Source organism: Anabaenopsis sp. FSS-46 (assembly GCF_029891665.1).
In the GTDB taxonomy this organism is placed as follows: Bacteria; Cyanobacteriota; Cyanobacteriia; order Cyanobacteriales; family Nostocaceae; genus Anabaenopsis; species Anabaenopsis arnoldii.
Window position 1 is genome coordinate 55,994 of sequence record NZ_JANQDG010000067.1, and the last position, 16,720, is coordinate 72,713.

A 16,720-nucleotide genomic window follows, 5' to 3' on the forward strand; every position below is an offset into this window, starting at 1 on the left:
AATATTACCCCGTCTAGGGACAGAAGAACTAATAATCAAGTCTCCTGTCTGTAATTCTTGCCATTCTTGATTATGCTGGTAGTGCATTAACATTAGATGATCATATAATTAATTATTGTTAATACTTACCAACTACTCACCATCTCTTGATTATGAACCAAGCCAAAACAGGAATACTGGAAAAGTTCGTCAACACAGTTATGGGGGTCAAACCTGGTAAACAAAACCCCCCTAACACCTCAAAAGCGACCACACAAGAACTAGATATCAACGCAGTTTTAGTTTATAAACTAGGGACTATCCTACAAATAGCAGTGATGATTCTTGTGTTGCTGGGAATGGAAAAATTAATCATATTCATTGAACATAATTCCGGTTTCCCCAGTTGGGTTAGCACTGCATTAACTGCATTATTTTTTGCCGTCTTAAGTATCCGTTCCCGGATTTTTTCCCTTTTAGATAATACTCGTTCTCGTACCACCTATGACCAAGTAATTAGACCCAGATGGTCTCCCCCACCTTTAGCATTTCCCATCGTTTGGATGATCATAGCAGTTTTGCGGGTTATTTCCTCTGTATTAGTTTGGCAAACAATGAATCACCAATTTTTGGTATTACCTTTAATTCTGTTTGTGGTACATCTAGCTTTAGGGGATACTTGGAATACAATTTTTACCGTAGAACGGAGATTAGGCGCTGCTGTTCCGGTGGTGATTTTAGGTCCTTGGTTGTCTGCGCTAGTGGTGACAGCAATTTATTGGGAAACTAATCCTTTAGCAGGGATGATTTTATCATTTTCCTGTGTTTGGTTAACTGTAGCTGCTGTACTAGTGTGGAGAATTTGGCAATTAAACGGATCAGAGCCATTGTATCCCTTAAAGCTTGCATCTGGGGAGAAATAAATAGGGCTGGCTGAATAATAAATGTAAAACCTATATACAGCACTTTTCAAGTAAATAAAGTACACACCTTAATATCATAAATCTTGTGGGGTGGGCATCCTGCCCGCCCTTTTGTACCTACTCAGATGAAATGCGCTGTAAATCAAAGGTTTGAGGTTGCTAAAAAAGAAAACAGGTGCAGGGTTTTTGAAGGCTCTACCATCAAAAGTGTACATTTTGGGTTAAATAAATCAGAAAATTTAGGGATGACAGATAGCTGAAACTGTTCCCTGTTCCCTGTTCCCTGTTCCCTACCCCCACGAAAAGACTTTCTGTTGCAAACCCTAAATCATTAAAATTTACCTGGGAAAACAAGGGACAATCTCACTTTATTTTTGAGTAGTGGATTCAAGATACCTGAAAACAGGTAGGGAAAAATTATTCTCTACCTCTTAACTGAATACTTAAAATATTTGATAATTTTCTTGATAATAAGTGTAAAATTATGTTGTAGTATTCTGCTCAAAAATATTCCTTTCTATCACATCCAAATTTAATTCTTGACCATTTTTATTTTTAACCTGATGATTTTTCTCAGGTGGTAAAAGTTGCTCTCCTTTATACTCTATTAATTCTAAAACCCGTCTCAAACCAATTTTTAAATATTCTTCCTGTAGTTCAATACTGATAGATTTTCTCCCTAACCGTTTAGCTACCGCAGCAGTTGTAAAAGTACCAGCAAAGGGATCAAGTATTAAACTTCCCTCATGACTACTTGCTAAAATAATTCTTTCTAGTAATGACTCCGGTTTTTGTGAAGGATGGTTTTCATATTCCGCCATGCGATATCTCACACGGGGAAAATACCAAGCATTACCGGGGACTTTTTCCGTATTATAAGGAGTAGGTACAGGTTTTCTGTAATCTATTAATTTACGTTCTGCGCCTGTTTTGGCGGCAATTTTAATATTATCACTATTAAAAATATAATTGTTTTTATTTTTGACGCAATGGAGAATGGGTTCATACATTGAACCAAAGTATTTTGTAGCTTGTACTCCAGAGCTATCATAATGCCATATGATGCGACTGAGAATAGTTAACTTTTTTCTCAGGTAAATGTCAAAATAAGGCATTGCTTGGGTGCTGGTCATGAGATAAATTGTCCCATTTGGTTTGAGAATGCGAATACACTGATCAAGCCATTGATATGACCAATTTAAATATTCTGCTTCTGATTCCCATTTATCATGGAAATTGCTAAATTGCTTACCTATGTTATAGGGAGGATCAATAAAAATTAAATCTACGGAATCTGTAGGAATATATTTTGATAAGGTGCTGATAGTATCACCATGAAAAATGGTATGTTGTTGATTTCCGTAGCGTTCAATCATAATTATCCTTGACAAGTTTACCATATTTCCATCAACATAAAAGCAATAAAAGAATATATGGAGGTGATCACATCGGATCAATCCATACTTCAATATCACAACTAATAGTATCAAAACGTAAAATCATGGTTAGGCGATACTTAATTTTGTTTTTTGGTACTTCAAATCCGCAATTCCTCAAGCATTTTCCAAGGATTCCCCTTTCAGATAACATTCTAGTGCATCCGTCACCAACTTATTGAGATTCACCCCCCGTTGTTGAGCAAATAAAGCCGCTTGACGATGAAGTTGGCTACCTACACGCACATTAAAACTACCCTTAAACGGCTTCTCAGGCTCAATCCCTTTTTCTGCACACAGAGCCAAATAATCATCAATTGCTTCCTCAAAACTAGCCCTGAGACTAGCCACATCTTCCCCTTCAAAACTGATTAAACTGCGGATATGTTCCACTTGTCCGTAGAATATTTTATCATCATCACTATAGTGAATCGACCCGAAATAATCCTTGTATTGCATCATGTTATTCATAGCAATTCTTCCCCTTGGAGAATCTTGATAATCTGTTCAATCTGATATCGTTTGAGAATATTTTGAGGATGGGGTTCATGTAAAGTAATAATCACTCCGCCATCATTGAGAAAACGCCGCCGAGAACCTCCCGTTTTTCCCGTCGTGCTGACCTCCTCAAACCCAAACCCCGAAAGCAACGTAACTAACTCCTCCCAGGTGAAATCTTTGGGAATACTAAGAAACCGCTTAATTAATTTCTCCCTGCGGGTCATGAGAACTCCCGACTGCTTACTTCCATTATCTGTCCTCAGAAAAATTTTGCAACTAGAATTAGTTACATTATTCCATATACCTGATCCGAAATTAGGTTAGCCACAAAACCCTCCTTTCTTTCTCTTGTACCTGGTGCTTCACAAAAAAAACGGTAGAGAACGGAAATTCCCCACCGCTGATTTAACTTTTATAGTTTCTAACTAGGAATCAACACCCTGAGTTAATAACTCGCGGCGCTGTCCAGCACTAACTTGAACGTTACCACTCTCGTCAACATCAACTAAGGCTGTATCACCATCCTTAATGCGACCAGAGAGAATTTCTTCAGCTAGGCTATCTTCTAATAAGCGCATGATAGCTCGACGTAATGGCCTAGCGCCGTAGCTGGGACTGTAACCCTCTTGAATTAGTCTGTCCTTAAAGCGATCGCTCACCTCTAAAGTGATACCCTTTTCAGTCAGACGACCAAATACTTCCTTGAGCATGATTTCGGCGATTTCCGTCACCTCAGCCTTACTCAATTGACGGAAGACGATAATTTCATCCAGACGGTTGAGGAATTCAGGACGGAAGTACTGCTTGAGTTCTTCATTCACCAGAGAGCGAATGCGGTTGTATTGAGTCTCCGTCGCATCATCAGCGAATTCAAAGCCGATACCGCCGCCGCCTTTTTCAATTACCTTAGAACCTATGTTAGAAGTCAGAATTAACAAAGTGTTCTTAAAGTCCACCGTGCGACCTTTCGCATCTGTTAACCGTCCGTCTTCGAGAATTTGCAGCAGCATATTGAAGACATCGGGGTGAGCTTTTTCGATTTCGTCGAATAGCACCACAGTATAGGGTCGGCGACGCACAGCTTCAGTTAACTGACCGCCTTCGTTGTAACCAACATAACCAGGAGGCGACCCAATCAACTTACTAACGGTGTGGCGTTCCATGTATTCCGACATATCCAGGCGAATCATTGCTTCTTCAGAACCGAAGAAGTAGGAAGCCAAGGACTTAGCCAACTCAGTTTTACCTACCCCAGTTGGACCGGAGAAGACAAAACTAGCGATGGGTCGATTAGGATTCTTCAAACCGACACGAGCGCGGCGAATGGCGCGGGAAACAGCTTTCACCGCATCTTCTTGACCGATTAACCGCTGATGTAAGGTATCTTCCATGTGCAGCAGCTTTTCGGATTCTGATTCCGTAAGCTTGTTGACTGGTACGCCAGTCCAGGAAGCCACAATGTGAGCAATGTCCTCTTCGCCGACTACAGGCTCAACGGCTGGGATCCGGGCGCTATCACTTGGGCCGGTAGAGGTATTAGTTTTACCTTGGGCGATGGCGCGAATTTCGGCTTTGATTTCCATTTCGCGATCGCGCAGTTCCCCAGCTTTGTCAAAGTCTTGGGAGCGGACAGCTTCGTCTTTTTCTTTTAAGATTTGCCGTAGTTCTTTGTCTAACTCTTTAGCTGCGGGTGGTAATTGGGAGTTCATTAAACGTACCCTAGAACCAGCCTCGTCAATTAAATCGATAGCCTTATCTGGTAGATAGCGATCGCTAATGTAACGGTCAGATAATTTTGCTGCCGCCACCAAAGCCTCATCAGAGATTTTCAGCTTGTGGTGTTGCTCATAGCGTTCGCGCAACCCGTGGAGGATTTCAATGGTTTCATCTACAGAAGGTTCTCCCACCATCACCGGTTGGAAGCGTCGCTCTAGAGCTGCATCTCGCTCAATGTGCTTGCGGTACTCATCTAAAGTCGTAGCGCCAATACACTGTAACTCACCCCTAGCCAAAGCCGGCTTGAGGATATTAGCTGCATCAATAGCCCCTTCTGCAGCACCAGCACCGATGAGAGTGTGTACCTCGTCAATTACCAGGATGACATTACCCGCCGAGCGGATTTCATCCATGATTTTCTTGAGGCGTTCTTCAAACTCACCCCGGTACTTGGTACCTGCTACTAGCAAGCCGATATCTAGGGTTACCACCCGCTTATCTTCTAGGATGTCGGGAACATCCCTGTTAGCTATGCGGGATGCTAGACCTTCGGCGATCGCTGTTTTCCCTACCCCTGGTTCACCGATTAATACTGGATTATTTTTAGTCCGGCGCCCCAAAATTTGGATCACCCGCTCAATTTCTTTAGCACGTCCTACAACTGGGTCTAGCTTGTTGTCCGTCGCCATTTGGGTTAAGTTCGAGCCAAACTCATCCAAGGTGGGAGTTTTGGTGCGTCCCGATGGCCCTGTGGCTGAAACCTCTGCTGTTTCTCCGAGCATTCGGATCACTTGGGTTCGTACCTTAGATAAATCTACCCCTAGGTTTTCTAGCACCCTGGCTGCTACACCTTCCCCTTCCCGGATCAGGCCCAACAGCAGATGCTCGGTGCCAATGTAGTTATGCCCTAATTGGCGCGCTTCTTCCAAGGATAGCTCTAGTACACGCTTTGCCCGTGGCGTAAACGGAATTTCCACGGCCACAAAGCCCGAACCCCGGCCTATGATTTTTTCTACCTCAATCCGGGCATCTTTGAGATTGACACCCATTGATTTCAACACTTTAGCCGCAACTCCCGTACCTTCCCCAATCAGACCTAGGAGGATCTGTTCGGTTCCCACGAAGTTGTGACCTAAGCGGCGGGCCTCTTCTTGGGCCAGCATGATTACCTTAATGGCTTTTTCTGTGAAGCGTTCAAACATGGCATTTTTCCCATCACCTGCGTCGTGCCGGTATGCTGATTTTAGCACAGGCTCTGCTTTTGGATGCCTGTATAAAGATTATAGGCCACGAAAAAATTTCGCCCCACATCCTGGCTTAATTGTTAGTTTTTTATTACTTTTTTTATGGTTGCTATACTTAGGGGCTTGAGTTTACTAGTGTTTCCCTGCTTTACAACTATCCAGCAAGCCGCTATGCTTAGGCTTTTATTTAACTATTTCCAAATATAGACTTATAACATACTTATCAGTCTCTATTCAAGAATATGCTGGACTAATAATTTATTTTAAATCTAAAAAATTTATTGATTAAATATTTTAATAGCGCATGGCAGCAAAAACATGAATTTTTTCTGCCTAATGTGATCCTCATCCCGGTTTAGCTAGGCATAATTACCCATGAGTCAACGCATTTGCCAAAAAGATTTCCTTAAGCCATAGACCACAGTAGTATGCCAATTCTCCAAAGTTTCTGCAAATTGCGGAGATTGTAAATCTGACAGCCACAACACCTTAGCATCCTCTCCATTATCCTGGTAATAACCCCGCCGCCGTCCGGCTATCTTAAAGCCAAATTTTTCATATAAGGATATGGCCGCCAAATTAGAAGCGCGGACTTCCAGGGTGGCCCGATCCAGTCCGCGATCGCTTGCGGTTTGAAGTAGAGAATACAGTAAAGCCTGTCCCAAACCTTGACGGTGATATTGGGGATGAATTGCCAAAATTGTAATGTGTGCTTCTTCTAAGATTGCCCAAAAGCACCCCATTCCTAGCAGTTTTGACCCATAAACCGGGGAAAATAAACCCAATAATTCACTGTTGGGACTGTTTAACTCTCGTTGATAGCCATCCATAGTCCACAGACCGCCAAAACAGGCTTGATCTAGTTCCAGGATGGCAGTTAGATCATTTAAAGTCAGGGATTTCAGTTTTAAGTCTAATAAGATCACGTTAATGGCGAATGGGTAAATAAATATGAAGATTGAAACATCCTTGAGGGGAAAAAGCGCCGTCAACTGAACCTAGGCATATCTCCTGTTTCCACGCTATTTTGGTTAAACTGAAAATCGGGACGCTGAATGACCTCACGCCCAAAAAAATTTCAACTTTGAGCAAGGACAATTTATAAGAACTATGGTATCCACTCACCCCACTGGCGTTCAATATGCTGGTAGTCAATATTTACCTCAAATTCAAGGACGTGAAAACATCAATGTTTCCCCCAACCAGGAACTTTTACCAGTTACCGCCAAACTTAACAGTCAGGACATCCTAGAAATTGGTGGGTGTGATGTCAAAACCCTGGTGGAGCAGTTTGGTTCACCTTTGTATATTTTAGATGAAGAAACCCTGCGTTTAGCTTGTCAGCAATATCGAGATACATTTAAAAAATATTACCAGGGTGAATCTCAGGTACTATACGCATCCAAAGCCTGGAACTGTTTAGCAGTTTGCGCGATCGCTGCATCGGAAGGATTAGGTATAGATGTAGTTTCGGGAGGGGAATTATATACAGCTATAAGTGCCGGTGTGAACCCGGATAAACTCTACCTCCATGGCAATAATAAATCTCATGAAGAACTGCTTTTAGCTATAGAGTCTGGTAGCACCATTGTGGCAGATAACTGGCAAGAACTGCATACCTTGGTAAAGATGGCAGAACAAGCACCGGGGACATCCACCCCCATCCGGGTGATGTTGCGGTTAACCCCAGGAATTGAATGCCATACCCACGAATACATTCGCACGGGACATTTAGATAGTAAATTTGGCTTTGACCCTAATGATTTGGACGAAGTATTTACCTTTGTCAGTCAGCAACCTTCTTTAAACTGCGTTGGGTTACATGCTCACATTGGTTCCCAAATTTTTGAACGCCAACCCCATCGAGATTTGGCTGCTGTCATGGTGCAGTGGTTAAAAAAGGCGGCAAATTATGGTTTAAGCGTCACAGAATTAAATGTGGGCGGTGGTTTAGGAATTAGGTACACTGAATCTGATGATCCCCCCAGTATTACAGAATGGGTGAAGGCGATTTGTGAAGTTATCCAAGCAGCTTGTACTGCCGAAAATCTCCCTTTGCCAAAATTGTTATGTGAACCAGGGCGATCGCTGATTGCCACAGCGTGCGTCACAGCCTATACTATGGGATCATCAAAGGTTGTGCCCGACATTCGTACCTACGTGACAGTTGACGGTGGGATGTCTGATAATCCCCGACCCATTACTTACCAGTCAGTTTATCGAGCAGTAGTCGCTAACAAGATGTCTGCTCCCCTCACCCAAACAGTGACAATAGCTGGTAAGCATTGTGAATCAGGGGATATTCTGATTAAAAATGCCCAACTGCCGGAAACTCAACCAGGGGATATACTCGTAATCATGGGGACTGGTGCGTACAATTACAGTATGTCATCAAACTATAATCGCTTACCCCGCCCGGCTGCCGTTGTAGTAGCCAATGGGGAAGCAAATTTAATTTTGCGGCGCGAAAGTTATCACGACTTGATTCGACAAGATTGTCTACCAGACAGGCTCAACGTGCAGAACTAATAACCGGTTTGTATAGTCACTAGCTAGGAAAATATCAGTAATAGCTAATGACTCAACACTTGCTGTTTCCTCAAGGGTTAACCTTTGGGGCATGAAAATAACAGCAAAATGACAGAATATTGAGGGATAACAAAGAGTAATCCAGATGTCATGAGAGATTGGTGGAAGCAATGGCTGACAAACCTGGGATGGTCGCAGTCCTTGCTGCTTGGGACTCTGGATATCTTGTTGGTGTTAGCGCTGACCTACATGATACTAGTTATTATTAGTGAGCGCCGAACACTGTGGATGGTGCGGGGTTTTATTATCTTAATGCTAGCTTCAGTACTCAGTGGCAGAATGGGTTTCCCTCTGCTCAATTTTGTATTGGAAAAGTTAGTGATTGGCTGCGCTGTAGCAATGGCTGTGGCTCTCCAGTCTGAATTTCGCCGATTTTTGGAGCAGGTGGGACGCGGTGAATTTCAGCAATTATTTAAACCATCCAGTTTAACCATCCCCAACTCTGATAGTGTAATTGATGAAGTTGTTGATGCGGTCAAAGAACTTTCAAAAAACCGCATAGGGGCTTTGCTGATTTTGGAAACCACAGGTCCAATTCACGAGCGGGATTTTTCTGTGCCTGGAGTTAAGCTAAATGCTGATGTTTCTAAGGAACTTATACAGACTATTTTTCAGCCGAAAACTTTACTCCACGATGGGGCAACCTTAATCCGTGGCTCGCGTATTGTATCATCTGGTATAATCCTACCACTTTCGGGGCGCACGGCCTCCCGCCAGTTGGGAACACGCCACCGGGCAGCCATGGGGATCACTGAGCGGGTAGAAAATTGTATCTGTGTGGTTGTATCAGAAGAAACGGGTTCTATTTCCTTAGCGGAACGAGGAACTCTCAATAGACCACTGACGATTAGGACACTCAAGGAGTCCTTAGAGGCTCGATTATCAACCACTGTAGACCGGGAAGCTGTTGCTCCTAGTCTCTTAGGTTGGGGTCGTCAGATAGGTAGTAAAGCAATAGTAATAATTTCAGGTTTACTTGGATTACCATCGACCGCTTCTCGAAATAAAAAATGACAGCACAACAAACTCAACTGCAATTTTTACCTTCTGACTTAAAACGAGAACTACTGCCAAAGCACGTCGCAGTGATTATGGATGGCAATGGTCGATGGGCTAAACGTCAAGGTCTACCCAGAATTATGGGACATAAGCGCGGAGTGGATGCGCTCAAGGATTTGTTGCGCTGTTGCAAAGACTGGGGGATTCAGGCACTAACGGCTTATGCTTTTTCTACCGAAAACTGGAAAAGACCCCAGGAAGAGGTAGATTTTTTGATGACTTTGTTTCAAAGGGTTCTCCGCCAAGAACTTCGGGAAATGCTCGAGGAGAATGTTCAAATCCAGTTTGTCGGTAATTTGGATGCTCTACCTCCATCGCTGCAAGCTGAAATCTCCCGCTCAATGGCAGAAACTCGCAATAATCGCGGTATTCGGTTTACTGTAGCTACTAATTATGGGGGACGCCAGGAAATTTTACAAGCCTGCCGGGCGATCGCCCAAAAGGTACAGCAAGGTGTCCTTAAACCTGATGAAATTGATGAACAGTTGTTTGAGGATCACCTGTACACAGCTGGAATTACTGACCCTGATTTATTAATCCGTACCAGTGGCGAAATGCGACTTTCCAATTTCCTGCTTTGGCAAATGGCCTATGGGGAAATTTATATTACTGATGCTCTTTGGCCAGATTTTGACCGCACTGAGTTTCACCGCGCTTTGTTTGCCTACCAGCAACGAGATCGGAGGTTTGGAAAGGTTTAGGTCAAGGAAGTTCTAGCAAAACTCAAAAGTAAAAACACTTACTCCGAAATGGTTTGGGAATTTTGTCATGTCCCCAGATCCGTGTCCATTCCTGTAAATGCCCGATCACACGAACCCCACAGGCACAGGGAACACAGAGGAAAAACATGGCTAATCACCATATTCTTGATTGGGATTTTGGAGATTGTCTTGCTATTCCATGGTAATATGTGTATGAGTTATAACTGATATCAAAATACTGTAACTTGATAGATTAAGTAAGAGAGCGGGAGAGTGGGAGGAAATGCTACCTCACCCCCTGACTCACAGAAATTTAGGAGTGTGAGACCGGTATGTGGGTGCATAATTGGAATCGCTGGCAACGGCAGCCATTGAAAAGATATATTTCGCTATTTTTAATAGTAGTGTGTTTAAGTAGTGCGATTGCCGCTTGCTCTCCTAGTAATAGTGCTAACACCGGCAGAAAAGAACTAACTCTAGTGAGCTACGCTGTCACCCGTGCGGCTTACAAAAAGATTATTCCCCTGTTTGTTGAATACTGGCGAGAAAAAACCGGAGAGATAGTCACCTTTGGCCAGAGCTACGGCGGGTCAGGCTCCCAAACCCGTGCCGTCATTGACGGTTTAGAAGCGGATATTGTCGCCCTAGCACTATCAGCAGACACTCAGCAACTCCAGGAAGCCGGGCTAATTAAACCAGGCTGGGAGAAAAAGACACCCAACGGCGACGGCATTGCCTACCGTTCCGTAGGGGTTATAGTTACCCGGGAAGGCAACCCCAAAAATATTCAAGACTGGGAAGACTTAGCCAGGGATGATGTCAGTGTGATTACTGCTAACCCCAAAACATCTGGTGGCGCTCGTTGGAATTACATGGCTTTGTGGGGAAGAGTGACCCAAACAGGCGGCACTGAAGAACAAGCCCAAGACTTTGTGACTAAGGTGTATGCTAACGTGCCCGTTCTCCCTAGAGATGCCCGTGAAGCTACTGATGCTTTTTTCGCCCAAAAACAGGGAGATGTATTGATCAACTATGAGAACGAACTCATCTTAGCTAAACAACAGGGACAGAATTTACCCTACATAGTTCCCGACATTAATATCTCCATTGATAATCCCATTGCCGTAGTTGATAGCTATGTTGATCAGCGAGGTAACCGGGAAGTAGCAGAAGCCTTTGTACAGTTTCTCTTTACACCCGCAGCCCAGCGGGAATTTGCCAAAGTAGGCTTCCGACCGGTAGTACCAGAAGTAGTCGCGGAATTTGCCGATACTTATCCCCAAATCTCAAACCTATTCACCATCGAGGATTTTGGCGGTTGGAGCCAAGTCAGCCCGAAATTCTTTGCCGATGGTGCAATCTTTGACGATATCCAAGCCAATATTGCCCGACCTTAGGGGACTAAACTACAACTTAAATTATACCCAGATATAGACATGATTATCATTACGTCCACATAATAGAGTGCATACAGCGAGGTAACTCTATTATGGACAACAATCAAATGACTAAGTAGGTAGGCGACACTGCTAAAGAGCTAGGCGTGTCAGTAAAAACGGTTAGACTTTCGCATTATCAAAGGTGATGTAGGTCTTATGGGTATATAATATCAAAATTCAGAAAACATTGGAGGTCGAACAATGTTACTCAGTTTTCAAACAGCACTGATACCAAACAACAAACAGGTGTCAGCTTTCCGTAAAGCTTCTGGTACTGCACGACACGCTTATAACTGGGCAAATGCTGCAATCCTAGAAGTTTTAAAACTGCGGAAAACTGATAAATCTGTCAAGATTCCATCTGCAATTGATTTACACAAAAGATTAGTTGCACAGGTAAAATCCCAGCATGATTGGTATTACGAAGTTAACAAAAATGTCCCACAAAAAGCTTTGGCTGATTTACGCCAAGCATGGGATAGATGTTTCAGAAAAACATCTAAACAACCCAGATTTAAGAAAAAAGGTCAGCGCGATTCTTTTTATTTAGAGTCTGGGACTAAAGCCAAACCAGGGATGAAAAATGATGAATATCGCGTCAAGCTTCCTAATATTGGATGGGTGCGATTAGCAGAACCGTTACCAGTTACGGCAATTCATAATTGTGTTATTAGTCGTCAAGCTGAACAATGGTTTATTTCTATTAAATATGAGATAGAGAAACCTATCGTTAACGCTAAACGCCCTAGTGTTGGGGTTGATATCGGTATTAAGGAATTAGCTGTAACTAGTACAGGTAAGGTATTTTCCCACCCTAAAGCTTATCGCCGTATGAGTAAGCGCTTAAAGCGTTTACAGCGTCGCGTGAGCAAGAAAGTAAAAGGTTCTAAAAATCGCGCTAAAGCTGTTAAGAAGCTGGCTAAACTACACGCTAAAGTTGTAAATATCCGTAAAGATTCAATCCATAAATTGACTCACTATCTAGCTAAGAACCACAGCGTTATTAAGATAGAGGATTTACACGTCAAAGCATTTCTCAAAAACCATAAGTTAGCAGGCGCAATTGCTGACTGTGGTATGTATGAATTTAGACGGCAGTTAGAGTATAAAACCGAGAAATTCTCAAGTCAACTAATCATTGTTGATAGGATGTTTCCTAGTTCTCAGATTTGCTCTAACTGTGGTAATCATAGGCATAAAATGCCACTCAAAAACCGTGTTTATATCTGTCCCGATTGTGGTCACACTGAAGACAGAGATTTAAACGCAGCCAAAAATATTGACCGATGGTTTGAGAAGATTTTTATTCCTGAACGGTCAGAAACGGTAAGCTCTACCGGGATTGCTTGCGGAGCGGACAAACCTCTGAGAAGTCATTCTCAGACCGCGATGAGACAAGAAGTTAACGCTAAAACTACCAGTGTCTAGTTAGGTCTAGACTTGGGGAGTTTTAGGTAAGTTTAACCGAGCGGCTAAGTTCTATCCTGAAGCCATGACAGTTTCCAACTCACAGTCCACCTTCCCCCTCGCCCTGCAAAAGCTGAAGCGGTTTTCTTTGCCCTGGGGCATCACCATTACCTATCTATCCGTAGTCCTGCTGTTACCTGTAGCAGCCTTGATGCTGCGCGCTGCAACCCTTTCCCCAGGAGAATTCTGGCGGCTAGCTACCGCTCCCGTTGCCCTGTCAACCTACACCATCACGTTTGGTACTGCCTTCTTGGCCGCTGCTATTAACTGCGTTGCTGGTACCGCTACTGCATGGGTACTGGTGCGCTATGATTTCCCCTTTAAACGGGTTTTAGATGCCGTCATTGACCTGCCCTTTGCCCTACCCACAGCAGTTGCAGGTATTACTCTAGCTACTGTTTACAGTGAGCATGGCTGGATTGGCTCATTTCTCTCCCCCTTGGGCGTGAGAGTCTCCTTTACTCGCTTGGGGGTAGCGGTGGCAATGGTGTTTATTTCCGTGCCTTTTGTCGTTCGTAGCGTTCAGCCTGTACTGCAAGAGCTAGATTATACTATCGAAGAAGCTGCCTGGTCTCTGGGGGCTTCCCGCTGGGAAACTTGTTGGCGGGTGGTGCTACCACCACTTATACCTGCTATCCTCACGGGTACAACCCAAGCTTTTGCTAGGGCGGTGGGAGAATATGGCTCAGTGGTTTTGATTGCCGCTAATATTCCCTATCAAGACTTAATTGCCCCCATTTTAGTATTCCAACGCCTGGAACAAAACGACATAGCCGGGGCTACCGCGATTGGTACGGTGTTACTGCTGATTTCCTTGGTACTGTTGCTCATGGTCAACTTACTGCAAGCTTGGAGGCAAAGTTATGACGGTTGAACCTAAATCTAGCCAGTCTTTACCAAGATTGGTCAACTCCCAGAAGGATAGAGAGTGGGGTAAATTTGCTTTGATTGCCGCAGTAATCACTTATTTAGCGCTGGTGTTACTTCTCCCGACCCTTTATGTATTCATTGGAGCCTTTAGCCGGGGTATCGCCCCGTTTTTCGCCACTCTTATCGACCCGGATTTTACTCAGGCTTTGCGACTCACAGCCATGGCTGTGGCAGTAGCTGTACCACTAAATGTAATTTTTGGTTTGTGTGCAGCTTGGGTAATCGCCCGCCGGCGGTTTCGAGGGCGCACTTTGTTACTCAGTATTATTGACTTGCCATTTTCAATTTCCCCCATTGTCACAGGTTTAATGTTGGTTTCCCTCTACGGACGCAATGGGCTACTTGGATCTGTGCTACAGTCTCTGGACATCAAGATTATCTTTTCCTTCCCCGGTATTGCTCTGGCAACTATGATGGGGGGTATGCCTTTTGTGGCTCGTGAAGTCATCCCTATTTTGGAAGAAGTGGGAACTCAAGAAGAAGAAGCTGCCAAAACCTTGGGGGCTGGTGAATGGCAGACTTTCTGGCGGGTGACATTACCTTCTATTCGCTGGGGATTGTTCTATGGTATTATTCTTACCACGGCTCGCGCTATGGGAGAATATGGTGCTATTGCTGTCGTCTCTAGTAATTTAATTGGCCGTACCCAAACTCTGACTCTGTATGTGGAAGGGGCTTACCGCAATTACGATTCCCAAAGTGCTTTTGCAGCTTCGGTGGTTTTAGCTGGGCTTGCTGGTGCAACGCTGCTGATTAAGGAGCTGTTTGAGCGTCGCATCCGGATAAAAGATCAAGAGAACAGTTAGTAATCCTGTGAAGTTTCTGGTTTTTCAATGATTTTGGCTGAGTATCGTCGAGCCTTGGTTAAAAGGTAATTTGGCTTTTTAACTTATCTATTTATTTATTGGCAAATATTAGTAACAAAGTATCAGCGAAAATAAATTATGATACCCATGATTTCAATTAACAACAGTCAGCACTTACAACTTCAACCTCTAGAAATTCCATTGCGTCTGCTATTGGGTCCAGGTCCATCCAATGCCCATCCCGCTGTTCTTCAAGCTATGAATCACTCACTGGTGGGGCATCTTGACCCGGCTTTTCTGGAACTGATGGATGAGATTCAATCTCTACTCCGGTACGTATGGCAGACAGAAAACAACCACACCATAGCAGTTAGTGGTACTGGTTCAGCGGCAATGGAAGCAACCATCGCCAATGCTACAGCACCAGGTGATGTAGTTTTGATTGGTGTAGCTGGTTACTTCGGTAATCGCCTTGTCGATATGGCTGGGCGATATGGTGCGGATGTGCGCAGTATTACTAAGCCTTGGGGGCAAGTTTTCAGCCTTGATGAAATCCGCATGGCTGTAGAACAACATCGTCCGGCAATTCTGGCTTTGGTTCACGCTGAAACATCTACCGGAGCACGTCAACCTTTAGAAGGAGTGGCTGAGGTATGTCGTGAATTTGGGACTTTGCTGTTGGTAGATACGGTGACCAGTCTGGGCGGTGTGCCTATATTTTTGGATGCCTGGGGAGTTGACTTAGCTTATAGTTGTAGTCAAAAAGGATTGGGTTGTTCTCCGGGTGCTTCACCTTTTACTATGAGCTCTCGTGCTGTGGACAAATTGCAGCAGCGCTCTACAAAGGTGACAAACTGGTATTTAGATATGTCATTATTGGGTAAATATTGGGGGAATGAACGCACCTATCACCACACAGCACCGATTAGTCTGTATTATGGCTTGCGGGAAGCACTGCGTTTAGTGGCAGAAGAGGGATTAGCTAATTGTTGGCAGCGTCATCAAGAAAATGCCGAGTATCTCTGGGAAGGCTTAGAAGATTTAGGATTAACTATGCACGTTGAGAAGGAGTATCGGTTACCAACTTTGACTACTGTGCGTATTCCTACGGGAGTAGATGGTAAAGCGATCGCTCGGCAGTTACTCAATGAACATAACATTGAGATTGGCGGTGGTCTAGGTGAACTAGCCGGTCAAGTTTGGCGGGTGGGACTAATGGGTTTTAATAGTCGTCCAGAAAGCGTTGACCGACTTTTAGGGGCATTACGGCAAGTTTTGCCAACAACTTAGGGGGTGAACACCATTGATAACTGGGTACCAATTGCTACTGGCAGGATTTCTAGTTATTTGCTGCCATCAACTCAACTGCATCTTTGCCATCCCAATCTTGTAAGTAAACTTTTACTATTTCTTCTTTGGCGGTAGGTAGTTGCTTACCAATAAAATCTGGGTGAATTGGTACTTCTCTATGACCCCTGTCTACTAAAACAGCCAAGCGGATCACTTCGGGTCTACCATACTCAGTCACTGCATTCAAAGCGGCGCGAACTGTGCGACCTTTAAAAATCACATCATCTACTAACACAACTGTCTTCCCTGTGAGGTCAAAAGGGATGTTGCTTTTTGCCGGAGTCCTTAACCCAATTTTATCAAGATCATCTCGGTAGAATGTAATATCTAATGCTCCCACTGCCACGCTGACACCTTCGAGTGTCTCAATCTGACGTGCCAATAATTCTGCTAAGAGCGCCCCTCTGGTATAAATACCAAGGAGTACCAGTTGGGATAAATCACGGGACTTTTCCACAATCTGAGACGCTAGGCGAGTTAATGTACGACGCAGGTCTTCTGATGAAAGAATTTCAACTACTTTGGCAGACATAGTTTAGGGAATGGGTAGAGAGGCCACTAATCGCTCATGTACAAGGCT

Annotated in this window: 15 protein-coding genes; 9 read left to right on the forward strand and 6 right to left on the reverse strand. The window is 43.9% G+C overall.

Annotated features, from left to right (window positions below; translation table 11 throughout):
- Window positions 1–152 precede the first annotated feature (152 nt).
- Window positions 153–902, forward strand: a complete 750-nt coding sequence (locus NWP21_RS07565) for a TspO/MBR family protein (RefSeq protein ID WP_280792209.1) — start codon at window positions 153–155, stop codon at window positions 900–902.
- Between the two features lie 482 nt (window positions 903–1,384).
- Here the strand turns inward: NWP21_RS07565 and yhdJ are convergent, their stop codons facing one another.
- The 5 genes from yhdJ to rimI all read right to left on the reverse strand — a co-directional run bounded on the left by yhdJ (window position 1,385) and on the right by rimI (window position 6,725).
- Window positions 1,385–2,278, reverse strand: coding sequence for an adenine-specific DNA-methyltransferase (gene yhdJ, locus NWP21_RS07570; protein WP_280792210.1), 894 nt, complete (start codon window positions 2,276–2,278; stop codon window positions 1,385–1,387).
- Window positions 2,279–2,455: 177 nt separating this feature from the next.
- On the reverse strand, window positions 2,456–2,809 hold the full coding sequence (locus NWP21_RS07575; RefSeq protein WP_271731073.1) for a type II toxin-antitoxin system HicB family antitoxin: 354 nt from the start codon (window positions 2,807–2,809) through the stop codon (window positions 2,456–2,458).
- Window positions 2,806–3,063 carry a type II toxin-antitoxin system HicA family toxin gene (locus NWP21_RS07580; protein WP_200987732.1) on the reverse strand — a complete coding sequence of 86 codons (258 nt, stop codon included), beginning with the start codon at window positions 3,061–3,063 and terminating at the stop codon, window positions 2,806–2,808. Before NWP21_RS07580 ends, NWP21_RS07575 begins: the two co-directional genes overlap by 4 nt.
- A gap of 201 nt (window positions 3,064–3,264) precedes the next feature.
- Window positions 3,265–5,757: an ATP-dependent Clp protease ATP-binding subunit gene (locus tag NWP21_RS07585; RefSeq protein ID WP_280792264.1), complete on the reverse strand. Its 2,493-nt coding sequence runs from the start codon at window positions 5,755–5,757 to the stop codon at window positions 3,265–3,267.
- A gap of 422 nt (window positions 5,758–6,179) precedes the next feature.
- Window positions 6,180–6,725 (reverse strand): ribosomal protein S18-alanine N-acetyltransferase, encoded by a 546-nt coding sequence (rimI, locus tag NWP21_RS07590; RefSeq protein WP_280792211.1) that lies wholly within the window; start codon window positions 6,723–6,725, stop codon window positions 6,180–6,182.
- 184 nt (window positions 6,726–6,909) lie between these two features.
- On the opposite strand from rimI, the gene lysA reads away from it, so the two are divergent.
- From lysA to NWP21_RS07630, 8 genes are all read left to right on the forward strand, one after another.
- Window positions 6,910–8,328 carry a diaminopimelate decarboxylase gene (gene lysA, locus NWP21_RS07595; RefSeq protein ID WP_280792212.1) on the forward strand — a complete coding sequence of 473 codons (1,419 nt, stop codon included), beginning with the start codon at window positions 6,910–6,912 and terminating at the stop codon, window positions 8,326–8,328.
- Between the two features lie 150 nt (window positions 8,329–8,478).
- Window positions 8,479–9,402 carry a diadenylate cyclase CdaA gene (cdaA, locus tag NWP21_RS07600; protein WP_280792213.1) on the forward strand — a complete coding sequence of 308 codons (924 nt, stop codon included), beginning with the start codon at window positions 8,479–8,481 and terminating at the stop codon, window positions 9,400–9,402.
- A complete protein-coding gene (locus NWP21_RS07605) occupies window positions 9,399–10,148 on the forward strand; it encodes an isoprenyl transferase (protein ID WP_280792214.1) in 750 nt (249 codons plus the stop codon). Before cdaA ends, NWP21_RS07605 begins: the two co-directional genes overlap by 4 nt.
- A 332-nt stretch (window positions 10,149–10,480) precedes the next feature.
- Window positions 10,481–11,545, forward strand: a complete 1,065-nt coding sequence (locus NWP21_RS07610) for a sulfate ABC transporter substrate-binding protein (RefSeq protein ID WP_280792215.1) — start codon at window positions 10,481–10,483, stop codon at window positions 11,543–11,545.
- Window positions 11,546–11,788: 243 nt separating this feature from the next.
- Window positions 11,789–13,015 carry an RNA-guided endonuclease TnpB family protein gene (locus NWP21_RS07615; protein WP_280792216.1) on the forward strand — a complete coding sequence of 409 codons (1,227 nt, stop codon included), beginning with the start codon at window positions 11,789–11,791 and terminating at the stop codon, window positions 13,013–13,015.
- 64 nt (window positions 13,016–13,079) lie between these two features.
- Window positions 13,080–13,928: a sulfate ABC transporter permease subunit CysT gene (gene cysT, locus NWP21_RS07620; RefSeq protein WP_280792217.1), complete on the forward strand. Its 849-nt coding sequence runs from the start codon at window positions 13,080–13,082 to the stop codon at window positions 13,926–13,928.
- Entirely contained in the window at window positions 13,918–14,790 is an 873-nt protein-coding gene (gene cysW, locus NWP21_RS07625; protein ID WP_280792218.1) for a sulfate ABC transporter permease subunit CysW, read from the forward strand. The genes cysT and cysW overlap by 11 nt, the downstream gene beginning before the upstream one ends.
- Before the next feature lie 138 nt (window positions 14,791–14,928).
- The gene (locus NWP21_RS07630) at window positions 14,929–16,080 is read left to right on the forward strand and encodes an alanine--glyoxylate aminotransferase family protein (protein WP_280792219.1); all 1,152 of its coding nucleotides are present in this window, start codon (window positions 14,929–14,931) and stop codon (window positions 16,078–16,080) included.
- A 49-nt stretch (window positions 16,081–16,129) separates the two neighbouring features.
- Here NWP21_RS07630 and pyrR read toward each other — a convergent pair whose 3' ends face one another.
- A complete protein-coding gene (gene pyrR / locus NWP21_RS07635) occupies window positions 16,130–16,672 on the reverse strand; it encodes a bifunctional pyr operon transcriptional regulator/uracil phosphoribosyltransferase PyrR (protein WP_200987724.1) in 543 nt (180 codons plus the stop codon).
- Window positions 16,673–16,720: the final 48 nt, after the last annotated feature.